General features: G+C 36.6%; 24 protein-coding genes. 15 read left to right on the forward strand and 9 right to left on the reverse strand.

The genetic code is table 11. From position 1 onward, the window contains the following. Position 1 precedes the first annotated feature (1 nt). From ACIQ2D_RS16665 to ACIQ2D_RS16685, 5 genes are all read left to right on the forward strand, one after another. On the forward strand, positions 2–790 hold the full coding sequence (locus tag ACIQ2D_RS16665; protein ID WP_402865988.1) for an MBL fold metallo-hydrolase: 789 nt from the start codon (positions 2–4) through the stop codon (positions 788–790). A gap of 125 nt (positions 791–915) precedes the next feature. Further along, positions 916–2,208, forward strand: a complete 1,293-nt coding sequence (locus ACIQ2D_RS16670) for a S1C family serine protease (RefSeq protein WP_402865990.1) — start codon at positions 916–918, stop codon at positions 2,206–2,208. 168 nt (positions 2,209–2,376) lie between these two features. After that, positions 2,377–2,541, forward strand: coding sequence for a CxxH/CxxC protein (locus tag ACIQ2D_RS16675; RefSeq protein ID WP_402865992.1), 165 nt, complete (start codon positions 2,377–2,379; stop codon positions 2,539–2,541). 90 nt (positions 2,542–2,631) lie between these two features. Continuing rightward, positions 2,632–3,111: a 23S rRNA (pseudouridine(1915)-N(3))-methyltransferase RlmH gene (rlmH, locus tag ACIQ2D_RS16680; RefSeq protein ID WP_402865994.1), complete on the forward strand. Its 480-nt coding sequence runs from the start codon at positions 2,632–2,634 to the stop codon at positions 3,109–3,111. Positions 3,112–3,719: 608 nt separating this feature from the next. Next, positions 3,720–4,394: a peptidylprolyl isomerase gene (locus ACIQ2D_RS16685; protein ID WP_402865996.1), complete on the forward strand. Its 675-nt coding sequence runs from the start codon at positions 3,720–3,722 to the stop codon at positions 4,392–4,394. Between the two features lie 148 nt (positions 4,395–4,542). Here the strand turns inward: ACIQ2D_RS16685 and ACIQ2D_RS16690 are convergent, their stop codons facing one another. From ACIQ2D_RS16690 to ACIQ2D_RS16705, 4 genes are all read right to left on the reverse strand, one after another. Next, complete coding sequence (locus ACIQ2D_RS16690; protein ID WP_402865997.1) at positions 4,543–4,734, reverse strand: H-type small acid-soluble spore protein; 192 nt, start codon at positions 4,732–4,734, stop codon at positions 4,543–4,545. Positions 4,735–4,745: 11 nt separating this feature from the next. Continuing rightward, positions 4,746–4,904: a YfhD family protein gene (locus ACIQ2D_RS16695; protein WP_402865998.1), complete on the reverse strand. Its 159-nt coding sequence runs from the start codon at positions 4,902–4,904 to the stop codon at positions 4,746–4,748. Between the two features lie 187 nt (positions 4,905–5,091). Continuing rightward, entirely contained in the window at positions 5,092–6,102 is a 1,011-nt protein-coding gene (locus ACIQ2D_RS16700; RefSeq protein WP_402866000.1) for an HAAS signaling domain-containing protein, read from the reverse strand. Next, complete coding sequence (locus ACIQ2D_RS16705) at positions 6,089–6,436, reverse strand: PadR family transcriptional regulator (protein WP_402866002.1); 348 nt, start codon at positions 6,434–6,436, stop codon at positions 6,089–6,091. Before ACIQ2D_RS16705 ends, ACIQ2D_RS16700 begins: the two co-directional genes overlap by 14 nt. Positions 6,437–7,038: 602 nt before the next feature. Between ACIQ2D_RS16705 and ACIQ2D_RS16710 the strand changes: the two genes are divergently transcribed. Next, the gene (locus ACIQ2D_RS16710) at positions 7,039–7,242 is read left to right on the forward strand and encodes a cold-shock protein (RefSeq protein ID WP_053582012.1); all 204 of its coding nucleotides are present in this window, start codon (positions 7,039–7,041) and stop codon (positions 7,240–7,242) included. 119 nt (positions 7,243–7,361) lie between these two features. Here the strand turns inward: ACIQ2D_RS16710 and psiE are convergent, their stop codons facing one another. Continuing rightward, positions 7,362–7,832, reverse strand: a complete 471-nt coding sequence (psiE, locus tag ACIQ2D_RS16715) for a phosphate-starvation-inducible protein PsiE (RefSeq protein WP_402866004.1) — start codon at positions 7,830–7,832, stop codon at positions 7,362–7,364. Between the two features lie 235 nt (positions 7,833–8,067). Between psiE and ACIQ2D_RS16720 the strand changes: the two genes are divergently transcribed. After that, a complete protein-coding gene (locus tag ACIQ2D_RS16720; RefSeq protein WP_402866006.1) occupies positions 8,068–8,289 on the forward strand; it encodes a phosphate-starvation-inducible protein PsiE in 222 nt (73 codons plus the stop codon). A 176-nt stretch (positions 8,290–8,465) separates the two neighbouring features. Here the strand turns inward: ACIQ2D_RS16720 and guaC are convergent, their stop codons facing one another. Further along, entirely contained in the window at positions 8,466–9,449 is a 984-nt protein-coding gene (guaC, locus tag ACIQ2D_RS16725) for a GMP reductase (RefSeq protein WP_402866008.1), read from the reverse strand. Positions 9,450–9,640: 191 nt separating this feature from the next. Between guaC and ACIQ2D_RS16730 the strand changes: the two genes are divergently transcribed. Next, a complete protein-coding gene (locus tag ACIQ2D_RS16730; protein WP_402866010.1) occupies positions 9,641–10,060 on the forward strand; it encodes a VOC family protein in 420 nt (139 codons plus the stop codon). A 177-nt stretch (positions 10,061–10,237) separates the two neighbouring features. Further along, entirely contained in the window at positions 10,238–10,615 is a 378-nt protein-coding gene (locus tag ACIQ2D_RS16735) for a VOC family protein (RefSeq protein WP_402866012.1), read from the forward strand. A gap of 49 nt (positions 10,616–10,664) precedes the next feature. On the opposite strand, the gene ACIQ2D_RS16740 is transcribed toward ACIQ2D_RS16735, so the two are convergent. Next, a complete protein-coding gene (locus tag ACIQ2D_RS16740; protein WP_402866016.1) occupies positions 10,665–11,411 on the reverse strand; it encodes a hypothetical protein in 747 nt (248 codons plus the stop codon). A 264-nt stretch (positions 11,412–11,675) separates the two neighbouring features. Here ACIQ2D_RS16740 and ACIQ2D_RS16745 point away from each other — a divergent pair, with 264 nt between their 5' ends. From ACIQ2D_RS16745 to ACIQ2D_RS16765, 5 genes are all read left to right on the forward strand, one after another. Then, positions 11,676–12,845 (forward strand): acyl-CoA dehydrogenase family protein, encoded by a 1,170-nt coding sequence (locus ACIQ2D_RS16745; RefSeq protein ID WP_402866018.1) that lies wholly within the window; start codon positions 11,676–11,678, stop codon positions 12,843–12,845. Positions 12,846–12,876: 31 nt separating this feature from the next. Then, the gene (locus ACIQ2D_RS16750) at positions 12,877–13,746 is read left to right on the forward strand and encodes a transporter substrate-binding domain-containing protein (protein WP_402866020.1); all 870 of its coding nucleotides are present in this window, start codon (positions 12,877–12,879) and stop codon (positions 13,744–13,746) included. Positions 13,747–13,816: 70 nt separating this feature from the next. Next, positions 13,817–14,524, forward strand: coding sequence for an amino acid ABC transporter permease (locus ACIQ2D_RS16755; RefSeq protein WP_402866022.1), 708 nt, complete (start codon positions 13,817–13,819; stop codon positions 14,522–14,524). A 13-nt stretch (positions 14,525–14,537) separates the two neighbouring features. Next, complete coding sequence (locus ACIQ2D_RS16760; protein WP_402866024.1) at positions 14,538–15,251, forward strand: amino acid ABC transporter permease; 714 nt, start codon at positions 14,538–14,540, stop codon at positions 15,249–15,251. 14 nt (positions 15,252–15,265) lie between these two features. Next, a complete protein-coding gene (locus tag ACIQ2D_RS16765) occupies positions 15,266–16,021 on the forward strand; it encodes an amino acid ABC transporter ATP-binding protein (RefSeq protein WP_402866026.1) in 756 nt (251 codons plus the stop codon). Positions 16,022–16,067: 46 nt separating this feature from the next. On the opposite strand, the gene ACIQ2D_RS16770 is transcribed toward ACIQ2D_RS16765, so the two are convergent. Beyond that, positions 16,068–17,258, reverse strand: a complete 1,191-nt coding sequence (locus ACIQ2D_RS16770) for a coenzyme F420-0:L-glutamate ligase (protein WP_402866028.1) — start codon at positions 17,256–17,258, stop codon at positions 16,068–16,070. 133 nt (positions 17,259–17,391) lie between these two features. Between ACIQ2D_RS16770 and ACIQ2D_RS16775 the strand changes: the two genes are divergently transcribed. Next, complete coding sequence (locus ACIQ2D_RS16775) at positions 17,392–18,306, forward strand: LysR family transcriptional regulator (RefSeq protein WP_402866030.1); 915 nt, start codon at positions 17,392–17,394, stop codon at positions 18,304–18,306. Between the two features lie 99 nt (positions 18,307–18,405). Here the strand turns inward: ACIQ2D_RS16775 and ACIQ2D_RS16780 are convergent, their stop codons facing one another. Next, a complete protein-coding gene (locus ACIQ2D_RS16780; protein WP_402866032.1) occupies positions 18,406–19,278 on the reverse strand; it encodes a LysR family transcriptional regulator in 873 nt (290 codons plus the stop codon). Positions 19,279–19,284 lie beyond the last annotated feature (6 nt).

Below are 19,284 nucleotides of genomic sequence, written 5' to 3' on the forward strand. Positions count from 1 at the left end.
AATGCGATTTAGTGTTTTAGCAAGTGGTAGTACAGGTAATTCAATCTATGTAGAAAACGATGAGCATGCGTTTATAGTCGATGCCGGCTTTAGTGGTAAAAAGATGGAGCAACTGTTTTCTAAAATTGATCGGGATATGAAAAAGCTAAGCGGTATTCTAGTAACACATGAGCATAGCGATCACATAAAAGGAATTGGCGTACTAGCACGAAAATATAATGTACCAATCTATGCAAATAAAAAAACTTGGCAGGCAATGGATGGGCTCATTGGTGAGATTCCAACAGCGCAGCGTTTTGAATTTAGTATGGATACGGTAAAAAGTTTTGGTTCACTTGATATTGAATCATTTGCAGTATCACATGATGCGGCAGATCCAATGTTTTATACATTTCATGAGGATGGGCGTAAGCTCGTTGTCATTACAGATACAGGCTATGTGAGCGATCGTATGAAAGGGATTATTCGCGGGGCAGATTCTTATGTTTTTGAAAGTAATCATGATGTGAATATGCTGCAAATGGGACGTTATCCGTGGTCGGTAAAGCGTCGTATCTTAAGTGATGTTGGTCACGTGTCGAATGAGGATGCCGCTGTTGCCATGAGTGAGGTCGTTTTTGAAAAGCCGACCAATATTTATTTATCACATTTAAGTAAAGATAATAATATGAAAGAATTGGCGCGTATGAGTGTAACGCAAACTTTGCAATCTTGTGGCATTATTGCAGGAGAGTATGTGCATTTATTAGATACAGATGCGGATGAACCAACCAAATTAGTGACAGTCTAAGAATTCCACCCTGTGTGGGATTCTTTTTTATATTCATTTTATTCATTTTTCATCTAATTTTAATGTTTGAAATGTATGATAAGGGTAACAATTAACTAATAGTAGTTCGTGAAAGGATGATGGAAATGAGTTATTTTTCAGATGACGATAAACGTGAAAATTTATCAGAAAATAATGAGCCACAGAAATCACCGTTGCAAGAACGGTTAGAGCGCGATGAACTAGAAAAGCAATCGAAGCGTTCGAAAAAGAGAGGTGGCGGCAGCAAAGGCGGTTATTTCTTTAGTGGTCTTGTGGGTGTTATTATTGGAGCATTACTCGTTTGGCTGATGATGCCAGGCTTGGTCAATCAAATGCCAGGAACAACAAATAATTCAAGTAATAATAAAACAGAAATTGACCAAGTTGCAACGGAAGTAACAACTGATGTGACAAAAGCAGTTGATAAAGCCTCCGCAGCTGTTGTCGGTATAACGAATATTCAAGAGGTAACAAACGGTGGCTTTTGGAGTCAACCAACGACAACAACACAGGAAGCAGGGAGCGGTTCTGGTGTTGTATACAAAATCGAAGGAGACAAAGCTTTTATTGTAACCAATAACCACGTCATTGAAGGTGCAAAGCAAGTAGAAGTGACGATGCCAGATGGAACGAAAGAAGAGGCTCAATTAGTCGGTAGTGACATTTGGACAGACTTAGCGGTTATTTCAATTAGCTCTAAAAATGTTAAAACAGTTGCGACGTTTGGTAACTCTGATGTGTTAAAGCAGGGAGAAACAGTAATCGCAATTGGTAATCCGCTAGGCTTAGATTTTTACGGATCTGTTACAACAGGAGTTGTGTCAGGTAAGGACCGCTCAGTACCAGTTGATCTAAACGGAGATGGTACGGAAGATTGGCAACAAGAAGTATTGCAAACGGATGCAGCCATTAATCCAGGTAACAGTGGGGGGGCACTTGTTAACCTAGCAGGTGAATTAATCGGTATTAACTCCATGAAGATTGCGGAATCCTCTGTAGAAGGTTTAGGCTTCTCGATACCAATTAACTCAGCGATACCAATTATCACAGAGCTAGAGAAAACAGGTGAGATGAAGCGACCAACAATGGGCATCTCATTAGTAGATGTAACAGACGTCCCAGCAATCTACCAACAACAAACTTTACGTTTACCTGAAGAAGTAACAACAGGTGTGGTGATTACAGATGTGATTGCTAATTCACCAGCTGCAAAAGCAGGTGCAAAACAATACGATGTTATTGTAGAAATGGACGGCGAAAAAATTGAATCGTCAATTGACCTCCGCAAACATTTATATAATGAGAAAAAGACTGGGGATAGTTTAACAATGAAAGTATATCGCCAGGGTCAATTGGTAGAGCTGAAAATGACATTAACAAATAGTGATTCACTTTAATGGTGTGGATAACTAGAAAATTGTGAATAATTAATTTGCCCAGCGAGTAGTGGAAGAAAGCCTGTTCTTCCCTACTCGCTTTTCCTTTGTTACAATAGGTTGTGGATAACATAGACAAGATTGTGAATAAGTTTGTGGAAATTTCGGAAAATAAGGAGACGAGTAAAAATGGAAAAATACAGTTGTGAAAAGCATATAGATCAAGCTTTAGACATGTTTGTTGCGGAGCAAAAAGAGTTTCCAATTATGGATAAAGTAAATGAGGAAAAAAAGTTATCCACAAAATGTAGTTACTGTGAAGAGCCAGCAGAATATATTGTATCAAGTAAATAACTTTACACTATATGTAGAAGTTGGTTGTGGATATGTTGATAACTTTTGTGGATAATTTGTTTGTAAATAAAATCTAAAGGTGGATAACGTGTGAATATAACGATTGTATCAGTCGGGAAACTAAAAGAAAAGTACTTAAAAATGGGAATTGAAGAGTACGTTAAACGTCTTGGTGGATACGCAAAAATGGACTTAATCGAAGTACCAGATGAAAAAGCCCCAGAGCAATTAAGTGATGCTGAAATGGAAATTGTTAAGAAAAAAGAGGGAGAACGTATTCTTTCCAAGATTGGTCCAGATACACATGTGATTGCTCTTGCCATCAACGGCAAGATGAAAACCTCTGAAGAAATGGCAGCTGATATCGAATCGTTAATGACTTATGGTAAAAGTAAAATAGCTTTCGTTATTGGTGGCTCACTTGGTTTGCATGATGATGTGCTAAAACGTGCTGATGAAAAGCAGTCATTTGGCAAGATGACATTACCGCACCAGCTAATGAAGTTGGTGTTAGTGGAGCAGATTTATAGAAGTTTTCGAATTATGAAGGGTGAACCGTACCATAAGTAGGTGCGGTTTCAAAAAAGACCATTTAGGACGTTGAATTTGGAACGTCTTAGGTGGTTTTAATTTATTGAGTAAGAAAGTATAAATTTTCGCAGAAGGTAACATTGAAAATGCTATTATTTACGTTTATGGCAAAGCGCTTTTGTTCATGAGTTTAATTGATAGCCCCCAAAAATTTCATGGAAACAAAAAAGGCAACATCTCACAAGGAGATGCTGCGGTAGAATTCTTTGTTCCTGAAGAACTCTAATGGGTTTGGCACCCAATAATGCTAATTTGCTCAATCTAAAATTACCATTATTCAGTGTCAATAATTGTTGTTTACTACTTATTTAATATAGCATAGCAACCTGTGATATATTAATTAATTATGTATTCTGTGTATACGTTACACAGAATACATAAAACTGAGGACATATTCGATTTATATTTAAGCGTTGTATAAAAATCGCACTTAAGCCTATTACAGTGAACCGTACCATAAGTAGGTGTGGTTTTTTTGAATTAGGAAGATAATGTTTTCATGCAATGCATATTTTAATGAGTTGTCTTAAATTATCTTAAAGTTATATAATTAATAAACTGATTACATAGAGGAGTTGGAAAAGAATATGTTCGCGCGATATAAAGTATTTTATTTTGTCTTTAGCTTGATGGCGGTAGCTTTTATTTTGACGGGTTGTGGAACATCAACAGAAAGTGGGCAATCAGAGGGGGATACGGTGAAGGAATCAGATCAAAAAACTGATTATTCATCAGCTGTGAAAGAAAATCCAATTGTGACGATTACAATGAACAATGATGAAAAAATCGTTATTGAATTAGAGCCTTCTACAGCTCCAAATACGGTAGCCAATTTTATTTCTTTAGTTGAAGAAGGTTATTATGATGGCCTTATTTTCCATCGAGTAATCCCTGGCTTTATGATCCAAGGGGGAGATCCTTCAGGAAATGGATCAGGTGGACCAGGATATTCTATTGAAGGTGAATTTTCTAATAATGGTTTTGAAAATAATCTGAAACATGAACGCGGTGTCATTTCAATGGCACGCACAAATGATCCAAATTCAGCGGGATCGCAATTTTTTATTATGGTAGAACAATCATCAAATCTTGATGGAGATTATGCTGCTTTTGGGAAAGTAATTGAGGGTATGGAAACAGTTGATGCTATCGTTTCCGCTGAACGAGATGGTGCAGATAAGCCGTTAGAAGATCAGCAAATGAAAAAGGTCGAAGTGGATACGAAGGGTTTTGACTACCCTGCTCCAGAAAAAATAAAATAAAGGATTTAACAATTCTAAATTTGTTGTTATCTGTAAAAGCATAAAAAAAGGTTGTTTGCAAAATTAAAATTGCAAACAACCTTTTCTTTATATTCTTTTTGTAGTAGCAGCCTTGTACATTCGCCTTTTTTCTAGTGGGGTAAATTTATTATTGTATTAGGGTTTCTTCTTTTAGTTCAGAAATATCCACTTCAGATCTTTCTTCTAAAGAACGTCTTAAATGGACAGTTGCTGTTTTTTTATCATCGTGTACCTTGTCAATCCATACAGAAACACCATTATAGCTGACTTCATACTCTGCTGGAGAGGCAACAATTTCTTGCGCACGTTGATATTCCATTCACAGCCCCCCTATTTTTTAGGTTTTGTATTAGTGATCGATTTTACAAGGTCAGTTAACTCTTGAGAAAACTCCTCACTTACTTTGTTTGGCGCAATTTTTTGATTTTTAGGTGTTTGAGGTAGTGAACCTTTGTTCTGGCTTTTCCCTTGTTTATTGTCTCTTCCCATGATGAATTCTCCTTTCGTTTTGGATTCTTCTTAATATGGCATTGAAACAACTTTTTTATCACATAAAAAATACACAGCACTAAAAATGATTTCTCAGTACTGTGTAATAATAAATCTATATTTAAGTCATATTAAGTGGAAATTTCCTATTTATTTATATAGTTCAACAGTATTCGCATATTGTTTATTAGCGAATATTTGCTTTACGGAAACTATTGAAAATATCGATTATGTTTGTAACGATGATGGTTGCTATACTAACCCAAATGAGTCGATCGATGAAGGTAGATACAGTGGAAGGCGAAGTTTGGATTGTGTCAGCCATTTGCGGAATAAATGGATCGTGAATTAAGTTTGGATTACTGACAATAACGATAAATACGATGGTGCTTAATAGATGAACAATTGTATTTATTCCTGCAAGCGGTATCGTCCATTTACGTACTTTTATTTTGTATAGGCTAACCATAATTCTTAAGGAAATAAGGAATAGTATGATTGGCCAGTAAGACAGCAAGGTTTCTTGATTAAAGTAAGGTGTAGTGAATATCAATTTACCGGTCTCATCGGTTTGATAGATGCCAGCAAAGTGATCAGCATTAAAATAGAGAATTGCTAATAATACCGACCCAATAAGGCTAAAGGCAATGTCACGTACCGGTATATTCTTTTCTTTGGGGATAATTGTAATATTTTTTAAATCATCTGGAGTCCACTCATCGTTATTATTAAACATAGGGAAGTTGCCTTTTAATCCACCAGTGCGTTCCATGATGACAAAGGCAATAGTAATCCAAAATAGTACTTGTAATAACACAGTAATGATGTGGGCAAAGGTTATTGAGGAGGCCTTTATGATGGCGGTAAAAAGTGCTCCTTCTCCTGTAAATAACACAATGCTTTCTACTATGTTAACTGCTAATGTGATTAAAATCGCCCAAGGTGCAACTAGTTTTATCGTGCTAATGTAGGCATCGTATACTTGTGGGCCTATTAAATATCTAGGTGTATCACGGTAGCTTGCAGCAAGCTCAACTGGGTTGCCGAGTTTTGAAAGGACGTTTTTCACTTCCATTTCTGAATAATTTTCAGGTAGCATATCTCCAATTGTTGAACGGAGTTCTAAGGCAATGTCAGCACGCATTTTTTCGGGTAGCCTTCTAGTTACTTCATAGATATAGGCTTCAATTAGCTTCATTTCGCTCATCTCCTTTTAATAATGTGTTCAATTCTCCTGTCATAGCCATCCATTCGCTTTTTAGTTGCTTGTAAATCTCAATGCCATAATCGCTAATTACATAATATTTTCTCGGTCTACTTTCAGTTGTATCCCAGCTACTCGTTACAAGTTCTTGTTTCTCTAATCTGCGAAGCAAGGGGTATAGGGTGCTTTGTTCAATAACAACTCCAGCTTGCTCGAGACGTTGAGCTAGAGAGTATCCATATTGAGGTGTACGTAATTGGCTTAATACGGCAAGTGTTAATGTCCCGCGTCGTAATTCTGTTGTGAATGAATCCAACAAAGAACTCATATTCATCACCTCATTTTTTATACTGTATATTATACACTATTATATAATAAATAATAATATGTGTTACATTTTTATATAAAAAAGTTATTTTTGCTTTGTACTATTTGTGAAATGGTACTTGAGGCTTGTACAAAAAATATTGGATAAAGATAATTTGATCACACTGTTGAAAAACAAAATTGTATTTAGATAAACGTGTAAACCTCCTCGGAAAGCAAATGGACCGAGGGGATTTTTTATGTGCATTACTTTTTCCAGATAGGAGATTGAAGATTAAGGTAGCCTTGACGTAATTGCGCGAAGGCAGCAACAAGTAAAGGTGGATAATAGGTTGTTTCGATAGGGACGATTGAGGGGTACTTGCTTCTGAAGTATAATCAAAAACTATGAACATACTGTTCATAGTTAATAAAATTAATTTTGTACTAGACAAATATGGTTTTTTATTATATACTAAATGTAATAAGATCGTTTGCAAGGATACAATGAATTCACATATTACAAAGAGTAATCGTGTTTTGTTCGATACTTTTTGTAATATGTGAATTTTTTCTTTTGAGGAATTATGATATTATTTAATACAATTAATGGAGGTCATTTAAATGACACAACAAGGTACAGTAAAATGGTTTAACGCAGAAAAAGGTTTTGGATTCATCGAAGTAGAAGGCGGAAACGACGTATTCGCTCACTTCTCAGCTATCCAAGGTGACGGTTTCAAATCACTTGACGAAGGTCAAAAAGTTGAATTTTCAGTAGAAGATGGTCAACGTGGACCACAAGCTACAAACATCGTAAAACTTTAATTTTTAATGAAGTAACCATAAAAAAGAGGCATCCTTTTATTAGGATGTCTCTTTTTTACTTTATTGAAATAATATTTTGCTAACTGGAATAGTAATAAAATTAGAATAAAGAACTTAATTTACTTCTTAAAGGTTTCGATTTCCTCTTTATTTAGAGCGTAATTGGCACGAGTAGGTCTTTCTAATGGCGTTATATTAATAATATAGTACCCAACGATGAGGACTAAAATAACGAGTGAATATATAAGCGTATTTACAGGGTGATCATGCTCTACAATAATTAGCCGAATCATAGCTGTTATACCAATATATATAAAGTACCTCAAAGGAAAATGATAATCCTCTTTGAAATATTTAATAATCATCGTTATAAATTCAAAATACAAGAAGAAAATAAGTATATTTGCAAGGAAAAGCTTATAGTCATTGCTACTACCTTCTACAAAAATTCTTAAAAATTCAAGTAGTTCTTTAATAAGTAGGAACGATAAAATGAGCGCTAAAAGCACGAGGCAGATATTCAAAAATACTTGCAGGCCTTTAGGAATTGCTTTTATAAGCTTTGGGTAGCCCATTATCTTTCGATTCATTCAAGCCCTCCTATCAGTTTTTTCTTAGTTTCTAAGATTACTGTATAGGTTATGACGGAAATAAAAAAAAGATGAGAATTCTTTATTAGAATAGAATGTAAAGTGAAATAAATGGGGTGGGAGGCGTTTAAAGTTAAGGCTATTCCTTTTATTAATATTTTAAGAAAATTTCCAAAAAATTTGGGCGATATGCTAAAATAGATTTGCATAAATATAAAATAAAGGGGTTTTTAAAATGGCAAAAGTATCAAAAGAAGCAATAATTACACCAGAGCGTTTAGAAGAAGCATTAAATGCGCGTGATCGTTTAATCATCGAATTATTAGTAAATGTTCTTGATGAGAAACTAGTTATTGAACGTCCTGTATTACGTGAACGTTTAGGTAACTTAGTACAACTTTCTGATCACGATGCAGAATTAAAAGAAACTTTACAAGCCGTGATTAATAAACTGTAAGGCTATATCTACATCAATATTTCGGATATAAATAGAATATCTACATGAAGATGCTACAGAGTGCCTGTGGCATTTTTTTATTTGCACATGGCTAGGACATTTTTTAGGTGAGTTAAAAACTATATAATCCCAGCCAAGCACTAATAGCATTGGCTGGGATTTTTATTTGTGAAATCTTAGTATACTTTATCACCATTGAAGATTGAGTTCTTTACAATGACATAATCTACAGTACGGATAGCGTCTAGCTTGTTACCACCTGCGTAAGAGATTGATGATTGAAGGTCTTGTTGCATTTCAGTAAGTGTATCTTTTAAGCTACCTTTGTGCTCAACGTACATTTTTTTACCTTCAACGTTTTTCTTTTCGCCTTTTTGGAATTCAGAAGCTGAACCGAAATATTCCTTAACTAGCTTGCCGTCGATTTCAATCGTTTCGCCTGGAGATTCTTCGTGACCAGCGAATAGTGAGCCGATCATCACCATTGAAGCACCAAAACGTACTGATTTGGCGATGTCACCGTTTGTACGGATACCACCGTCAGCAATGATAGGTTTTGTAGCAGCTTTTGAACACCAGCGAAGCGCTGCAAGTTGCCAACCGCCTGTACCAAAACCTGTTTTGATTTTTGTAATACATACTTTTCCTGGTCCGATACCAACTTTTGTTGCGTCAGCGCCAGCGTTTTCAAGCTCACGTACAGCTTCTGGTGTACCTACATTACCAGCGATAACAAAGCTGTTTGGTAAATGTTTTTTAATGTGTTGAATCATACGGATAACAGCATTTGAGTGACCATGTGCAATATCAATCGTAATAAATTCAGGTACCAGATTATTGAGCGCAAGTTCTTCTACAAAAGTATATTCCTCTTCTTTTACGCCTACGCTAATAGATGCAATTAAGCCACGGCTGTGCATATCTTGGATGAAATCAGCACGTTTTTCAGGGTTGAATCGGTGCATAATATAAAAGTAACCGTTTTCAGCAAGCTGCATAGCTACGTTTTCATCAATAATTGTTTGCATGTTTGCAGGTACGACAGGTAGTTTAAATGTATGTCCACCTAAAGTGACTGAAGTATCACATTCAGAACGGCTTTCTACGATACATTTTGCGGGAATTAGTTGAATATCTTCATAATCAAATACGTTATCCATTATATACACTCCTAAAATACGAATATTTTTTAAGTTTTAATTTAAATTGTTCGCCATTTGGTAATTTACATGATTTTTGAGTAAATGTCAAACTCTTTATTTTAATTTTATAAATTAGTATCCCAATTTGACGGCATAATATGTACAAATGCTACAATATATGTGTTCGTTATAACAAAGGAGTGTTGGTAATGGCGGTAGATGTGTATCTTACGTTTAATGGGAATTGTCGAGAAGCTGTAGCGTTTTATGAAAAAGTTTTTAATGTGAAAAATACGCAATTAATGACTTTTGGCGATGCTGAAATGGGTCCAGAACATCAATTGCCAGAAGAAGCAAAAGCACTGATTATGCATACTCGACTTTCAATTTTGGGGAGTAATATAATGTTTTCAGACGTGTTTCCAGGTTCACCATTCACAATAGGAAATAACGTAACACTTGCAATTGTTGTAAATGATGAAGCGAAGTTACGAGCTGCTTATGAAGGATTAAAAGAGGGCGGAAAGATTGTAATGGAGCTGCAAGAAACATTTTGGAGTAAATGCTACGGTGCTGTTACGGACAAGTTTGGAATTGAATGGCAGTTTAATCTTGAAGATCAAAAATGATGATTCTTTAATAAATATGGCACAATAATGAGACATATATAGCCTCGTTATTGTGTTTTTCTTCATAAATACAGTACGAAGGTTAGATATATGATGTAGAGAAGGTTGCTAAATCTTATAAAAACACTGGGATTTTGGATATAATATTAATGACAACTTAAGTAGGGGGGAATGACAGTGATCCAACGAATTGGGCAAATTATGTTGTATGTAAATGATCAGGATGCAGCAGTTAAGTTTTGGACAGAGAAGGTTGGCTTTATAGTAATAGCTGAGCATGCTGAGGCAGGGATGCGTTGGATAGAAGTTGCACCTACAAAGAATGCAGAGACAAGTTTTGTTTTGCATAATAAAGAGCTAATTGCTAAAATGCAGCCGGAGTTAAATTTAGCAACGCCTTCGCTAATGTTTTACGCAAGCGATTTAGAGCAAATGTATGAGGACTACAAAGCAAAAGGTATAACAGTCGGAGATTTAGTAGAAATGCCTATGGGCAAAGTGTTTAATTTTGCTGATGATGAGAACAACTACTTCGCGGTTATAGAAAAAAACTAATGCCAAACTAAAACGACTATGTATGCATAGTCGTTTTAATTTGCGCCTATTATGTTAAATCTTCCCCTTCGATTGAGACATTCTGCCGGTCAACGGTAAACTTGTGTCCATCCCATGTAAGTACATTTTCCACGAAGCCTAAGCCGTCTGCGTGGTATCTCCCAGAGATTCTTTGCATAGTTAACAGTTCATATGTTCCATCGCGATCAAAATCGATTGGATAAAGACCACTAATGGGGTCTACCCAACCTGCAATTGGCTCCTTTAATGTCCCATCTGAATTGTAGATTTCTGCTAAGTATTCTTTTCCTTTATACGTTAAATCTAGTGTATAACGTTTTTGGGGAGACATACTTTGCACAGTCGCTTGGTAATGATTTTGGAAATTCACAGTATATTTTAGCTGATCACTAAACGATTCTGCATCAAATATTTTCCGCATTTTCCCGTCTACAAACGAATAAATTGCCCCGTTAATAATGCCACCGCTACCACCAGTATCTGAAATGACTAAAATATCTTCTACATGATTGCCGGTAAAATCGCCTAGAAAAATGGTTGGATTGTATCCGATATTTTCTTTAAGTGCAATTTGTTCAATTTGTTGCGTTCGTCCATAAAAAATACCGAGTGTCAGATGTTGCCATAGTGGACTATCTGGTTTTTGGATCCCGGTCAAGAGTACAGTATCGAAAAAGCCATCACCATCGACATCCCCAAATTTCGTTTGAATAATTTGCGGAGTCATTTGTGGATTTGGCATAAAACCTGGAGTTATATTCATGCCATTGTTCATCTATACACCTCTTTCTCCCTTTTAGCATATGTTAAAATAGTGTGTTGGTGCATGAAAAAATTGAAGTTGAAAATCGAAAATGAATAATTCCTACAAAAAAACTAGAGATTAAGTATTGACATTTAATTTTACTGGAAGTATGATTGTGTAAATTAATCAGAAAATTTAGTATCTCACTACACAAAATGTAGCTGGAGATTTTTTAAGGCACTAATACCAAGTAAATTTATTTGTTTTATATATATTAGAAAGAAGGGGATTTTTGTGAAGGAATTATTCGTTAAAACAAAACAACAACGTTATTGGTTAGAGCGGTTAGCATCGATTGCTGAACCAATTAAAGCCGAGGCAAGAGAAGTTGATGAACAGTCTAGATTTCCATTTGAAGCACATAAATTGCTGCAACAAATTGATTATCCAAAGCTAACATTACCGAAAGAATACGGCGGTGAAGGGTTAACAGTTTATGATATGGTACTAATCCAAGAAACGTTAGCGAGCTATGATGAAAATACTTCACTTTCACTAGGGTGGACATTAGGCGTCATTGGTGAACTGTACGAGAAAAAATTATGGGCTGAAGCTTTACTGCAAGCATTCGCACAAGAAGTAAAAGCAGGGGCAATAGTTAACCGAGCAGCGAGTGAAGCGGCGACAGGTAGCCCAACACGTGGTGGCCGCCCTGGCACAAATGCTGTATCGACAACAGAGGGCTGGTTGTTAAATGGACGTAAAATTTTCACGACAGCTTCACCAGTACTTGATTATTTTTTAACATCCGCTTGGGTAGAGGAAAAAGGTCAAGTCGGTTTTTTCCTCATTCACAAAGATGTATCAGGCTTGTCTATTGAAGAAAACTGGGAAATGTCTGCAATGCGAGGAACTAGTAGTCATGATTTAGTGTTACAGGATGTGGTTGTACCTCATAAGTATTTAGTGGAACTACCAAATCATCCAAGTGGCGGCAAGATAAATGGCTGGTTACTGCATATCCCAGCAACGTATTTAGGCATTGCACAGGCTGCACGTGATTATGCACTACATTTTGCAAATCATCATCAACCAAATAGTTTGAATGCACCGATTAGCACATTACCAAATGTACAACAGCTACTAGGTGAGATTGAACTCAAATTACAGCAGGCACGCTTTGTTATTTATGGCGTAGCAGAAGCCTATGATGATCTGGCAAGAAGAGATAGATTAACAAATGAAATAGCTGTAGCTAAGCATACTGTGACGAATATCGCGATTGATATTGTTGATAAGGCGATGCGAGTGGTAGGTGCAAAAAGCTTACAGCTCTCAAACCCATTACAACGTTATTACCGAAATGTCCGTGCAGGATTACATAATCCCCCGATGGACGACATGACAATTATTAAATTAGCAACATCTGCGATCGAGCAACAAAAAAATAGCGAAAAACAATAACAAAATCATTAAGGATAAGGGGAAATGACATATGTTCAAACAAAAGAAAAAAGTATTCCAATTTGCTGCAATTGGCCTAGCATCAATTGCCATCTTAGCAGGATGCAGTTCAGGGGAGGCTTCAAAAAAAGAGACTGAAGACGGAGTAGAGGTACGTACAATAAAGGTTGCTTATGATCAAGCATCAAAACCAATAAGCTATATTGACGATCAAGGGAATCCAACAGGCTATGATGTTGAAGTTATGAAACTAGTAGACGAATTATTGCCTGATTATAAATTTGAATATGTAGGAACGACAAATGATGATTTATTGATTGGTGTTGAGCAAGGGAAATACCAAGTAGGTGTGAAAAATGCATTCTTTACACAAGAACGCACAGAGAAATTTATTTTCCCGAAAGAATTTTTAGGGCTAAGTAGTGCAGGTCTAGTGTTACGTAAAGAGGATAAAGGCGTGAAAACATTAGCTGACTTTGCGACAAAAGGCTATTCACTAGCTCCAATTGCAGCTAATAATGCACAATACACAATTATTGACGAATACAACAAAGAAAACCCAGATAACGAAGTAAAATTACAAGCTGGTGATACATTTTCAGTTGATGTAGTGCAATGGGTAAATGAAGGTCGTGTTGATGGTGGGGTGATGATTGAAGGCCAGTACCAGGCGCAGGTATTAGCAGAAGATGGATCTTATTATAACTTGAAAGATGAAGTAGTGTACAACGAATTTGCAGTTATTAAAACATGGCCACTATTTAATAAAAAAGAGCAGGAATTTGCGGATGCTTATGACAAAGCTATAGCACAAGTGAAAGAACAAAAGAAAACAAATGAAATCAGTACAGAATTTTATGGTCGTGACTTATTTGAAGTGTTAGAGAGTGTACATCGATAATCACATAAAAGGTTGTTGAGTTTTTAAAGCTCAGCAGCCTTTCCTAATAAAACATGAAGTTGGTGAGGAAATGGATAAGTATTTTGATGCATCGTACATTTGGAACACAATTCCCGTATTATTGCCGTTTTTAAAAGTAACATTTTTAGTTGCAGGCTCTTCCATTGTACTAGGCACAATTCTTGGTTTGTTATTGGCAACTGCAAAGCTTAGCACTAAAAAGATTTTGCAAACATTTGCAAATTTATATACGACAATTATGCGCTGTACGCCATCCATCGTACTATTATTCCTTGTATATTACGGGGTGCCAGCGTTAGCAGAAAACGTGGGATTAAATCTACACGCAATTGATACAGCGATTTTTGTGGTCGTGACTTTTACATTGCAGTTTGCAGCAATTATGTCTGAAGTAATTCGCTCGGCATACTTAGCCGTTAACAAAGGACAATTTGAAGCGGCAGTAAGTGTAGGGCTAACACCGTTTCAAGCGTATCGACGAATTATCTTCCCACAAGCCCTTGTGATTGCCTTACCAAACTTCGGGAATGGCATGATTGCGCTATTACAGGAAGGTGCACTTGCTTATACAATTGGTTTGATCGATATCGTGGGTAAGGCCAACTTAATTATTGCGAGCAATATTAATGCACATGCTTTAGAAATTTTCATTGCATTAGCACTAGTTTATTGGGTGCTTTCAATTATTATTGAGAAATTATTTGCTATGCTAGAAAAGTATTTTAGTAAGGGTAAAAAGACGTTAGAGACGACGTGAGGAGGCGTGAATTATGTCAGATGGACTAAATTATCAATTTTTATTCGACACGTTTTTTGTGGCATTATCAGGTGTGCCAATCGCGCTCCTTGTGACGATCGTCGCTTTACTTGTTGCTTTACCACTAGGATTTTTATTAGCTTTAACACGCATCAATAAAATTCCAGTCATACAGCAGTTAGCGAAAATTTATGTATCATTTGTACGTGGTACACCGATAATCATTCAGATTTTCATTATTTATAGCAGTGTTCCGTTATTATTAAAAATTATTTTTGAAAAATATAATATTGCCTATGACATTTATAAAATACATCCCATTTGGTATGCATTTATTGTATTTGCCTTTAGTACGACGGCTATCTTAATTGAAGTATTCCGCTCGGCGCTGGGTACGATTGAAAAAGGTCAGTTAGAGGCAGCGCATGCAGTTGGTTTAACGACATTCCAAGCATATCGCCGCATTATTATTCCACAAGCATTAGTGGTCGCAATGCCGAATATTTGCACAGCGACAGTCAATCTTATTAAAGCAACATCTTTGGGTTATGCAATGTCATTACCGGAAATTACGCTAAAGGCAAAGGTTGCTGCGAACGTAGGTTACAACTATGTTGAAGCGTATATTGATATTTTTATAGTGTATTTAATTTTATGTAGTACAGTGGAGTACTTATTTAAATTATATGAAAAACATTTGAGCAAATACAAAGCGGCGAATGCCTAAACTGGGGTGGAGTTATGTTAGAAATAAAAAATATACACAAATCATTTGGTGATAATGAAATACTAAAAGGTGTCGATTTGTCGATTGATAAGGGCGATGTGGTCGTAATTTTAGGCCCAAGTGGTTCGGGGAAAACAACACTACTGCGATGCATTAACTTTTTAGAAAAAGCGGATGAAGGGCATGCAACATTTGGTGATATCGATGTGTATCTACATAATGCTAAGAAAAAAGACATCCACGCCATTCGTCAGCGCGTCGCTTTCGTATTCCAAAACTATAATCTATTTACAAATAAAACAGCTTTAGAGAACGTCACAGAGGGGCTTATAGTTGGTCGTAAAGTAGCTAAGGCGGAAGCGATTGAAATCGGTAAAAAAGCGCTCGATAAAGTTGGGTTGTCAGAAAAATATGATGCATATCCGAGCCAATTGTCAGGCGGTCAGCAACAACGTGTTGGTATTGCACGTGCAGTGGCTTTAAATCCAGATATTATTTTATTTGATGAACCAACATCGGCACTTGATCCAGAACTTGTAGGGGAAGTCCTAACGGTTATGAAAAATATCGCAGCTGAAGGTACAACGATGCTTGTCGTAACGCATGAAATGAGCTTTGCGAAGGATGTTGCGAACCGTGTCATTTTCATGGATGGTGGTGTTGTTGTTGAGGAAGGTAGCCCACAAGATATTTTTGTTAAGCCAAAGGAAGAACGTACGAAGAAATTTTTAAAGCGTGTCACGCCAGAAGACTATACATTTTATATATAAAAAAAGTGCGAGCAATGAGCTCGCACTTTTTGATATAGGAAGATAATTATTTTGTATAGTTATCGAAGTAACCTTGGATATAAATCATTGGTGTACCTTTATCGCCACTACCAGAAGTTAAATCTGAAAGTGAACCGATTAGGTCAGTTAATTTACGAGGTGTTGTACCTTGTGCAGCCATTTGACCAGTTAAGTCTTCGTCTTTGTTGGTAATGTATTCAGAGATTGCAGCCTTTAATTCTTCGCCGCGAAGGTTGGCAAAGTCGTTATCAGCTAAGTATTTAAGCTTGATTTCGTTTGGTGTGCCATCAAGACCTGGTGTATACGCTGGTGACACAACAGGGTCAGCAAGCTCCCAAATTTGTCCAACTGGATCTTTAAATGCACCATCACCATAGATCATAACTTCTACTAATTTACCTGTAGCTGCTAAAATTTTTGCTTGGATGTCATCGACGATTGGTTGGCAGTTATCCGGGAATAATTTCACGCTATCTTCAGTTGATTTGTTTGAACCAAGTAAACCGTATGCAGAGTTAAAGCCTGAGCCGTTGTGAGATTCAGCTAAAATATTATCTAAACCGAAAATCTTTTCAACGCCGTTTGCTGTTAAAATTCGTTTTGTACGGAAGCGAGAGTGAATATCACAAGTTAATACGCTCTTCGTATAGTCTAGAATCGTTTTAGGATTGTTAGAGAAAATAACTTCAACTTCAGTACCTTCAGCTTCGATCAGCTCTTTGTAGTACTCAATATAGTCAACACCAGTGAATGTGTGTTTGTTGTAGCCAAAATGTCCGCGGAATTCGCTCTCAGTTAAAACGTCTGCCCATGGGTTAACGCCTTTTTCATCAAGTTCATCAAGCGTTACTAAGTGGTTACCTACTTCATCAGAAGGATAGCTTAGCATTAACACAACTTTTTTCGTACCTTTTGCAATACCACGTAAAATGTTTGAGAAGCGGTTACGGCTTAAAATTGGGAAAATCACACCAACTGTATCGTCGCCAAATTTCGCACTTACGTCCGCTGCGATATCATCGATTGATGCATAGTTACCTTGTGCACGAGCAACAACTGATTCTGTTACTGTTACGATGTCGCGGTCTTCAATTGCATAACCTTCTACTTTTGCAGCATTTAAAGCTGTATCTACAACGATTTGTACGATATCGTCACCTTCGTTAATGATTGGGCCACGAAGACCTCTTACTACTGTACCAACTACACGTTCCAAAATAATCTCTCCTCTAAAGGTAAATGTATATATAAATTTTTAATAATGTTAAAACAATATGGATTTACTATACTTCTTTTTAGTGATATAAGTAAAATTAATAGTTTGTATAATAGATATAAGGAGAGCTTATATGATAGGGAAATTGGATTTATATCGTGTTTTTAGTATTGTTGCTAAAAATAGTAGCTTTTCTAAGGCTGCGAAAGACTTGTATATGACACAACCAGCTGTTAGTCAGGCAATTATGCAACTAGAGAAGGAACTAGATACACGTTTGTTTAATCGTACGCCTAAAGGGGTTACGTTGACGACAGAAGGTAGCTTGTTGTATGAATATGTGAATTCTGCGATAGGTTTACTTCATGTAGGGGAAGAGAAAATTTTCGAATTCAAAAATTTAACGACAGGACAGTTGAAAATAGGTGTAGGGGATACAATTTCTCGCTTTTTTTTGATGCCGTATTTAGAAGCATTTCATACGATGTATCCTAATATTAAACTGCAAATGTTAAATGGGACAACTTCAGAAATTTGCAATTTCATTAAGTCAGGGGAAGCGGATGTAGGACTGTGTAATTTTCCGATTGAAGACCCAACATTGCAGCTGACACCTTGTACCGAGGTGCAAGATATTTTTGTGTGTGGAGAGAAATACCGTACACTTGCGACTAAGAGCTTAAGCTATGAGGATTTACTGAAATTCCCGCTTGTTTTTTTAGAGAAAAAATCAAATTCTCGTAATTATGTAGAGAATTATCTGCTGTCACAAGGGATTGTTATTTCACCTGAGTTTGAGTTAGGCTCACATGATTTGGTCCTTGAATTTGCACGTAGTAACTTAGGGATAGCGTGCGTGACAAAGGAGTTTTCTAAGGATTATTTAGAGCGTGGGTTGCTGTATGAGTTGGAATTAAGCAAAGACATTCCGAAGCGAAGTATTGGTATTTGCCATTTAAAAAGTGTCCCGTTATCCCGAGCCTCTACAAAGTTTGTAGAAATTCTCGAAAATAAACAGGAATACAGAAGGATTAATAAAAGAACGTAATGAAAGCTTAGCAACCAAGGGTGCTAAGCTTTTTTATATTTAGGCATTTGCGCCACCTGCTCTAGGCAGTTTAGATTCCATGGGTGAAAGTGTCTATTTTCACGTAATAAATTCAATGAGTGCTTCAACGTTTCTTTTATTCTTCATCGTAGGGGAATATAAGTATGAAAATGTTCGCGTGAAATGGTGTTCTTCAAGTGGTAATACAGTCATATCCCCATTTTTCACTTCCCGTTCAATGGCACAGCCTGATAGCAAAGCGTACCCAAGCCCTTGAATCACACTTTCCTTCACACCTTGATTGCTACTAATTGTTAGTAAGGACTGTACTTGGAGTCCGTTCATTCTAAATAGATGGTCTAAATAAGTTCGTGTTCCAGAACCAGCTTCACGTGCAACCCAGTTTTGACGCTGGAGTTCTGATATAGTAAGCGTCGATCGGTTGTTAAGTGGGTGATCGCTGGCTCCAACAATAAATAATTCATCTTGCATAAATGGGTGGATAACGAGTTCTTGATCGTGAGATTGACCTTCAATTAAGCCGATATCGATGTGTAGTAGCTTTGCAGATTGAATGATTTCATCCGTATTACCGATAATAACTTGTACTTCAAGTTGTGGAAATTGCTGCTGTAACCGCGCCAGAATCGGCGGTAATATATATTCGCCGATTGTAAAACTTGCCCCAATAACGAGTGTACCTTGTATCGCGTGATGATGGGCTAAAATATCTTCCTTGGCTGCTTCATAAATCGCGACGATTTGCTTTGCCCGTTCATATAAAATCTGGCCTGTGGGTGTAATTTGTACTGATTTTGGGGAGCGTATAAATAAAGTCGTTTGAAATTCTTGTTCTAAATTTTTTATATGCAAGCTTACGCTCGGTTGAGAAATATGTAGTATCTCCGATGTTTTTGTAAAATTATTTACCTCGGCTAATGTAATAAATGTCTTTAACGCATCGTATTGCATCAACAG

This window comes from Lysinibacillus sp. NPDC097287, assembly GCF_044761695.1.
In the GTDB taxonomy this organism is placed as follows: Bacteria; Bacillota; Bacilli; order Bacillales_A; family Planococcaceae; genus Lysinibacillus.